The 6,263-nt window shown below is 65.5% G+C and carries 5 protein-coding genes and 1 pseudogene; 5 read left to right on the top strand and 1 reads right to left on the bottom strand.

Annotation, left to right across the window (positions count from 1 at the left end):
• Positions 1 to 195: 195 nt before the first annotated feature.
• Positions 196 to 966: pseudogene (locus ACSHZY_RS12010) on the top strand (IS5 family transposase); the annotation flags it as partial.
• A 103-nt stretch (positions 967 to 1,069) separates the two neighbouring features.
• Here ACSHZY_RS12010 and ACSHZY_RS12005 read toward each other — a convergent pair.
• Positions 1,070 to 2,848 carry a monovalent cation:proton antiporter-2 (CPA2) family protein gene (locus tag ACSHZY_RS12005; RefSeq protein ID WP_435169414.1) on the bottom strand — a complete coding sequence of 593 codons (1,779 nt, stop codon included), beginning with the start codon at positions 2,846 to 2,848 and terminating at the stop codon, positions 1,070 to 1,072.
• 156 nt (positions 2,849 to 3,004) lie between these two features.
• Here ACSHZY_RS12005 and ACSHZY_RS12000 point away from each other — a divergent pair, with 156 nt between their 5' ends.
• The 4 genes from ACSHZY_RS12000 (at position 3,005) to ACSHZY_RS11985 (ending at position 6,177) form a co-directional block, all read left to right on the top strand.
• The gene (locus ACSHZY_RS12000) at positions 3,005 to 3,895 is read left to right on the top strand and encodes a 5'-methylthioadenosine/S-adenosylhomocysteine nucleosidase (RefSeq protein WP_435169412.1); all 891 of its coding nucleotides are present in this window, start codon (positions 3,005 to 3,007) and stop codon (positions 3,893 to 3,895) included.
• Positions 3,896 to 3,971: 76 nt separating this feature from the next.
• Positions 3,972 to 4,094 carry a hypothetical protein gene (locus ACSHZY_RS11995; RefSeq protein WP_435169410.1) on the top strand — a complete coding sequence of 41 codons (123 nt, stop codon included), beginning with the start codon at positions 3,972 to 3,974 and terminating at the stop codon, positions 4,092 to 4,094.
• Positions 4,095 to 4,107: 13 nt separating this feature from the next.
• Entirely contained in the window at positions 4,108 to 5,532 is a 1,425-nt protein-coding gene (gene hydA / locus ACSHZY_RS11990) for a dihydropyrimidinase (RefSeq protein WP_435169408.1), read from the top strand.
• 66 nt (positions 5,533 to 5,598) lie between these two features.
• Complete coding sequence (locus tag ACSHZY_RS11985) at positions 5,599 to 6,177, top strand: YceI family protein (protein WP_435169406.1); 579 nt, start codon at positions 5,599 to 5,601, stop codon at positions 6,175 to 6,177.
• Positions 6,178 to 6,263 lie beyond the last annotated feature (86 nt).

Here is a 6,263-nt window from a genome sequence, read left to right as displayed (position 1 = left end):
CGGATCGTTTTCTGCTCCTCCTCACTCCCCAACTCCCGGCTCCGCTGCGCGAGCGGCGCCTGCGATCGCGGTATCGCGGTATCGCTGCTCGGACAGACTGCATGGTCGTGGCGCTGCCATGACGAACGGCCCATAGGGCATCCTTCCATTCCAACAAAAGGATCGCACCATCAAATCGTGCGATAAGACACCTAGAGCGACGCCGCCATCCACACCTGCCTATCGATGAAGGTGCTGTTCGGCATGGCGCTCAGGCAGACGACCGGTTCGTCGAGAGCCTGCTGCGCTTGGTTGGCCTGAACTGTGCCAGACTTCAGCACGCTTTCCCGTCGTCAGAAGACCTTGGCGGTGAACATCCCTGCCGCGGCTCCAAGGGCCCGCTGCACCTTCTGATCGACAGCACAGGGATCAAGGTGGAGGGCAAAGGTGAGTGGCACGCTCGCAAGCACAGCGGCCCCAAACGGCGGGTCTGGCGCAAGATCCACCTCGGAATCGACGAGCAAACGCTGGAGGTCCGGGCCGTCGAGATCACCGCAAGCCATATCGGCGACGCGCCCGTCTTGCCCGATCTGCTCGGCCAGACCCCGCCGGACGAGGAGATGGCTGCGTCACCGCCGATCGTACCTATGATACCAGAAATTGCCATGATGCCATCGCAGAGCGCGGCGCGCATGCTGTCATCCCCCGCGCTGGAACGCAAAGCCATGGAAGACCGTCACCGCCGGCGCAATTGCCCGCAACGAAGCGCTGCGGGCATCCCAACACCTCGGTCGCGCTTTGCGGCGACGATGGAGCGGCTATCACCGCCGGAGCCGCGCCGAAACGAAGATGCATTGTCTGAAGCTCTTGGGCCAACGCCTCATGGCGCGGGACTTCGACCGCCAGGTCGTTGAGCTACAGGTCCGTATGGCCGTCCTGAACGGCTACCCCGCCCTCGGCATACCCGTCACAAAGGCCGTGGGATAAGTCCGTCTGGGGATAGGGGAAGCTCGGCTGTGAGCTGATTTGCGCAACAAAGCCGTCCAAATGTCCAAAAGGATGTGAGAACTCTCCGTCGGCAAGCCGCCCTTTATTCCTGCGTCTTGCGGTTGCCGATCAGCAGGTCGCGGCCGGCGAACTGACCGCCCACGCATTCCATCTCGAACCGCTCCAGATCCCGGCTGCGGAACGAGGTCATGACCTCTTCCACGATGGCCGGATCCTCGCCCAGCGTCAGGAGCGCCTCGCGGCCCATGGCGAAGGCGCTTTCCAGCGTTTCGCGCATCTGGAAGTCGGCGCCCGCCCGGACCAGTTCCAGCGCGTGTTCGCGGTCGAACGCGCGGGCGAGGACGGGGACCAGCGGAAACTCGTGCTTGGCCAGTTCCACGATCTTGGTGACGGCGGCGCGGTCGTTGGGTGCCGCGATGATCAGGCTGGCCGAGCCTGCTCCGGCCGCGTGCAGGATGTCCAGCCGCGCCCCGTCGCCATACCAGACCTTGAAGCCGAACCGCGCCGCGTCGCGGATGGACTGGGCGTCGGTGTCGATCATCGACAGGCTGTGCCCGCGCGCCAGCAGGGGCTGGCTGATGATCTGCCCCATCCGGCCGAAGCCGATCAGAAGCACGCTGGCCGACAGGTCCTTCACCTCGTCCACGCCATCCATCGAGACGGCCTTCTTCGGCGCGTAGCGGTCGTGCAGAAGGACCATCAGCGGCGTCAGCGCCATGGAGCAGATGATGATCGCCGTAAGGTTCGCGTTCCATTCCGCCGTCAGGATGCCGAACTGCGTCGCGGTCGCATAAAGCACGAAGGCAAATTCCCCGCCCTGCGCCATCAGCACGGCGCGTTCCAGCGCCTCAGCCTTGGAGGCGCGCAGCACCCGCGCGACGCCATAGATCACGCCCATCTTCAGCAGGACATAGGCCGGCACGCTGATCGCGATCACGGTCCAGTTCGCCGCAATCGTGTCCAGATCCAGCGCCATCCCGACGCCAAGGAAGAAAAGGCCGAGGAGAAGCCCGCGGAAGGGTTCGATGTCCGCCTCCAGCTGGTGGCGGAAGCTGCTTTCGGACAAAAGGACTCCGGCCAGAAACGCGCCCATCGCCATCGACAAGCCGCCCGCCTGCATGAGGACGGCCGCCCCCAACACGATCAGCAGGGCGGCGGCGGTCATCACCTCGCGCGCGCCGGATCGGGCCAAAAGGCGGAACATCGGGTCCAGCAGATAGCGCCCCGCGACCACAAGGGCCGCGATGGCGGCAAGGCCGACGCCCACGCTCCGCAACCGGTCCGTCGCCGTCGCCTCGGCCCCGCCGGGGGCGAGGAAGGCCACAAGGGCCAGAAGCGGGACGATGGCCAGATCCTCCAGCAGAAGGATCGCCATGATGCGGCGGCCCATGGGCAGCGCCATCTGGTTCCGTTCGGTCAGCATCTGCATCACGATGGCGGTGGAGGTCAGCACGAAACCCGTTCCCGCCACGAAGCTGGGCACGGCGGGATAGCCCAAGGCCAGACCCACCCAAACCAGCGTCGCGATCGCCAGCGTCACCTGCAACAGGCCCAGGCCGAAGATCTCCCCCCGCATGGACCAAAGGCGGGCAGGCTGCATTTCCAGCCCGATGATGAACAGGAACAGCACGACGCCCAGTTCCGCCACGTGGATGATGGCCTGCGGATCGTGAAAGAAGCCCAGCCCGAACGGCCCAATGGCCAGCCCCGCCGCCAGATAGCCCAGCACCGACCCCAGACCCAGCCGCCGGAACAGCGGCACCGCCAGAACGGCCGCCGCCAGAAGCACCACTACGGCCACGAAGTCCGGTCCGCCATGGGCGCCGGCGTCATGGGCCTGTTCCAGAACTTCGCCGACCATGTGCTGCCCCCTTCAAGTGCTCTCGTTTCTGTTACGACGAATGATCCCGTCACGGCCAGCCCACTTTCGCCACCCGTTCTGCACGGCACGTGACGGGAAAGGCTTGCATGTGCGGATTTGGTGATAAGCTTCCGTAAACACATGGAAAGGTTCCTGATGCCCTCGATTCGTCCCGCCGTGGTGGCCCTCCTCCTCTCGGCCCTGCCGGCCTTCGCCGAGACGCCCCGCACTGCCGTCATGTCCGCCTTCGAACCGGAATGGCTGAGCCTTCAGGCCGATCTGGAGGGGGCGGAAATGCAAACCATCAATGGGCAGCGGTTCATCACGGGCAAGCTTTCGGGGCAGGAGGTCGTTCTGTTCCTGTCGGGCGTGTCGATGGTCAACGCGGCGATGACGACGCAACTGGCGCTGGATCATTTCGACATCGACAGGATCATCTTCTCGGGGATCGCCGGCGGCGTGGATCCCGCCCTGAACATCGGTGACGTGGTGGTGGCGGAAAACTGGGGCCAGTGGCTGGAAACCGTCATGGCCCGTCGGGGCGCGGAGGGGTATGAGCTGCCGGGCTTCCTGTCCTCGCCCTTCTCCAACCACGAGATGTTCTTCACACGCGAGACGACCGTCGCCTCTGACCGGGGGGAGCCGGAAAGCCGCTTCTGGTTCCCGGCTGATCCGGCCCTGCTGGACGTGGCCCGCAAGGTGGCGGCCGACACGGCGCTGGACACCTGCACCGCCGACAACCAGTGCCTGCACAAGGCGCCGCAGATCCGGGTCGGGGGAAATGGCGTGTCCGGATCGTCCTTCATGGACAACGCGGACCTGCGGGAATGGATCTTCGACACGTTCGACGCGCAGGTCGTGGACATGGAATCCGCGGCCGTGGCGCAGGTGGCCTGGTCCAACCAGGTGCCGTTCATCGCCTTCCGGTCCCTGTCCGATCTCGCCGGCGGCGGAGAGGGCGAGAACGAGATGGGCGTGTTCATGTCTCTTGCCTCCGAAAACTCCGCCACGCTGGTCAAGGCGTTCCTGGGCGCGCTGCCGGAGTAAGGCACGTTCACGAAGCGCTGAAGAATGCATCTTGGGGCGAACCGATGTCCTGAAACGTGCACCGGCGAAGACGATCATGGCAATCCATGCTTTCTTGCCGGAGCCGGAGGTGCCGATACTGCATTACGCCGACCTTTTCGCGACCGATCACCTCATCTCGCAAACCCCGCGCATGCCGTTCTTCCGGCTGTGCCGCTGAAAGGAGCCCTTCCATGGATCTTGCCATCCGCAACGCCCGCGTGGCCACCAGCGCCGGCGTCTTTTCGGGCGACATCGGCGTGCAGGGGGGCCGGATCGTCCAGCTGGGCCGAGTCGATCCGGCCGTGGCCGAGGTGGACGCCAAGGGCCTGATCGTCACCCCCGGCGGCGTCGACACCCATTGCCATCTGGACGAGGTGATGCCCGGCATGGGGCATGAGGCGGAGAACTTCGGCACCGGTGGCCGGTCCGCGCTGGCGGGGGGCACGACCTCCGCCGTTTCCTTTGTGCGGCAGATCCCGGGGCACGGGCTGGCGGCGGTGGTGGAGGAGTCGTTCCGCCGCGCTGCCCGGTCCCGCATCGACTATTCCTTCCACACCACCATCACCGATCCCACGCCCGAGATCCTGGCGGAGATCCCTTCGGTTCTGGCAAAAGGGATCCGCAGCCTGAAGGTGTTCCTGACCTACGACACCTCTCGCCTGGACGACGGCGCGTTCCTGCGCGTGCTGGCCGAAGCCCGCAAGGGCGGGGCGATGACGGCCGTGCATTGCGAGAATTACCACGCCATCGGCTGGCTGACCGAAAAGCTGCTGGCCGCTGGGCTGACCGCGCCGAAATACCACGCCTGGTCCCGCCCCAAGGTGGTGGAGCGGGAGGCGACCTATCGCGCCATCTGCCTTGCGGAACTCGTGGATGCGCCGATCCAGATTTTCCACGTGTCCTGCGCCGAGGTGGCGGAGGAGATCGCCCGGGCGCAGGCGCGGGGCCTGAAGGTCTGGGGCGAGACCTGCCCGCAATATCTTGTCCTGGCCGAGGATCACATGGACCGCCCGGACGGGGCCGGCTTCATGTGCAGCCCCTCGCCCCGCACGGTCGCGGACCAGGAGGGGATGTGGGACATGATCCGGCGTGGGGTGATCGACGTCATCTCCTCCGACCATTCGGCGTCAAACCTGACGGGGGAGCATGGGAAGGACATCGCTGGGCCCGGTGCCAGCTTCCGCGACATCCCGAACGGGGTGCCGGGGGTGGGTGCGCGGATGCCGTTGGTCTTTTCCGAAGGGGTGGGAAAGGGGCGCATCACGCTGCCGCACTTCGTGCAGGTCACGGCCACAAATCCGGCGCGGATCTACGGGCTGGACACGAAGGGCGACATCGCCATCGGCAAGGACGCCGACCTCGTGCTGTGGGATCCGGCGCGAGAGGTCGTTCTGGACAATGCCATGATGCAGCACGCGGTGGATTACACGCCCTATGCCGGGATGAAGGTGAAGGGATGGCCCGTGGCTACATGGCTGCGCGGGACTCTGGCGATGAAGGAGGGCGAGGTTCTGGCCCCCGAAGGCATCGGTCGTTTTCTGCCCCGCGACCGCTATGCCTTGGCCGAACCGCGGGTAAAGGTGCCGAACGGCTTTGTGGCCGCCGACATCGCCTGAGGCTCAACGCATCTGGCTGCGAGGGCGTGCGTCGTGATATGGCTGCCCATCATCCAGGAGATCATCATGATCAATATTCACACTCTCGCCGCTGCGGCGCTGGCGCTTTCGGCGACAACGGCCTTCGCGGCCCCCGAGGCCTACGAGATCGACGCCGGGCACAGCCAGGTCGTGTTCACCTTCGACCACCACGGCTTTTCGTCGGTGTCCGGGCTGATCACGGGCGTGGAAGGCGCGATCACGTTCGACGCCGAAGCGCCCGAAACCTCCTCCGTCACGGCCACGATCCCGCTGTCGAAGCTAACGACGGGGCATGAGGATCAGGACGCCGACATCCTTTCGCCCGACTTCCTGGGGGCTGAGGCGTCGCCGGAAGTGTCGTTCCGCTCCACCTCCATCAAGGTGACGGGCGTCGGTACGGCGCTGATCGAAGGCGACCTGACAATGAACGGCGTCACCCAGCACGTCGTTCTGGACACCGTTCTGAAGCGTCAGGAACCTTCATCGAAGGGCGTGCCCACGCTGGGCTTGGAAGCTACAACGACCCTGCTGCGCAGCGCGTTCGACGCCGGCCGCAGCGCGCCCGCCACGTCGGACGCCGTGAAGGTCCGCCTGGCGATCGAGGCGAAGAAGGTCGAAGGCTGATCCTCTTCACGGAACAGTGAGTCCCTATCCGACCTGGATTGTCACCGGAACATTGATAAGGGGCACCCGGCGGCCTATCGTCTTAT

Origin of the sequence: Falsirhodobacter sp. 1013 (genome assembly GCF_051195255.1) — a bacterium.
Lineage (GTDB): Bacteria > Pseudomonadota > Alphaproteobacteria > Rhodobacterales > Rhodobacteraceae > Falsirhodobacter.
This window is presented reverse-complemented; position numbering and strand designations above follow the sequence as displayed.

What these genes read in the sequence shown, in the direction of transcription:
- ACSHZY_RS11985 (WP_435169406.1), top strand. Translation starts at nt 5,599, where the DNA reads ATGATCAATATTCACACTCTCGCCGCTGCGGCGCTGGCGCTTTCGGCG.
- hydA (WP_435169408.1), top strand. Translation starts at nt 4,108, where the DNA reads ATGGATCTTGCCATCCGCAACGCCCGCGTGGCCACCAGCGCCGGCGTC.
- ACSHZY_RS12005 (WP_435169414.1), bottom strand. Translation starts at nt 2,848, where the DNA reads ATGGTCGGCGAAGTTCTGGAACAGGCCCATGACGCCGGCGCCCATGGC.
- ACSHZY_RS11995 (WP_435169410.1), top strand. Translation starts at nt 3,972, where the DNA reads ATGGCAATCCATGCTTTCTTGCCGGAGCCGGAGGTGCCGATACTGCAT.
- ACSHZY_RS12000 (WP_435169412.1), top strand. Translation starts at nt 3,005, where the DNA reads ATGCCCTCGATTCGTCCCGCCGTGGTGGCCCTCCTCCTCTCGGCCCTG.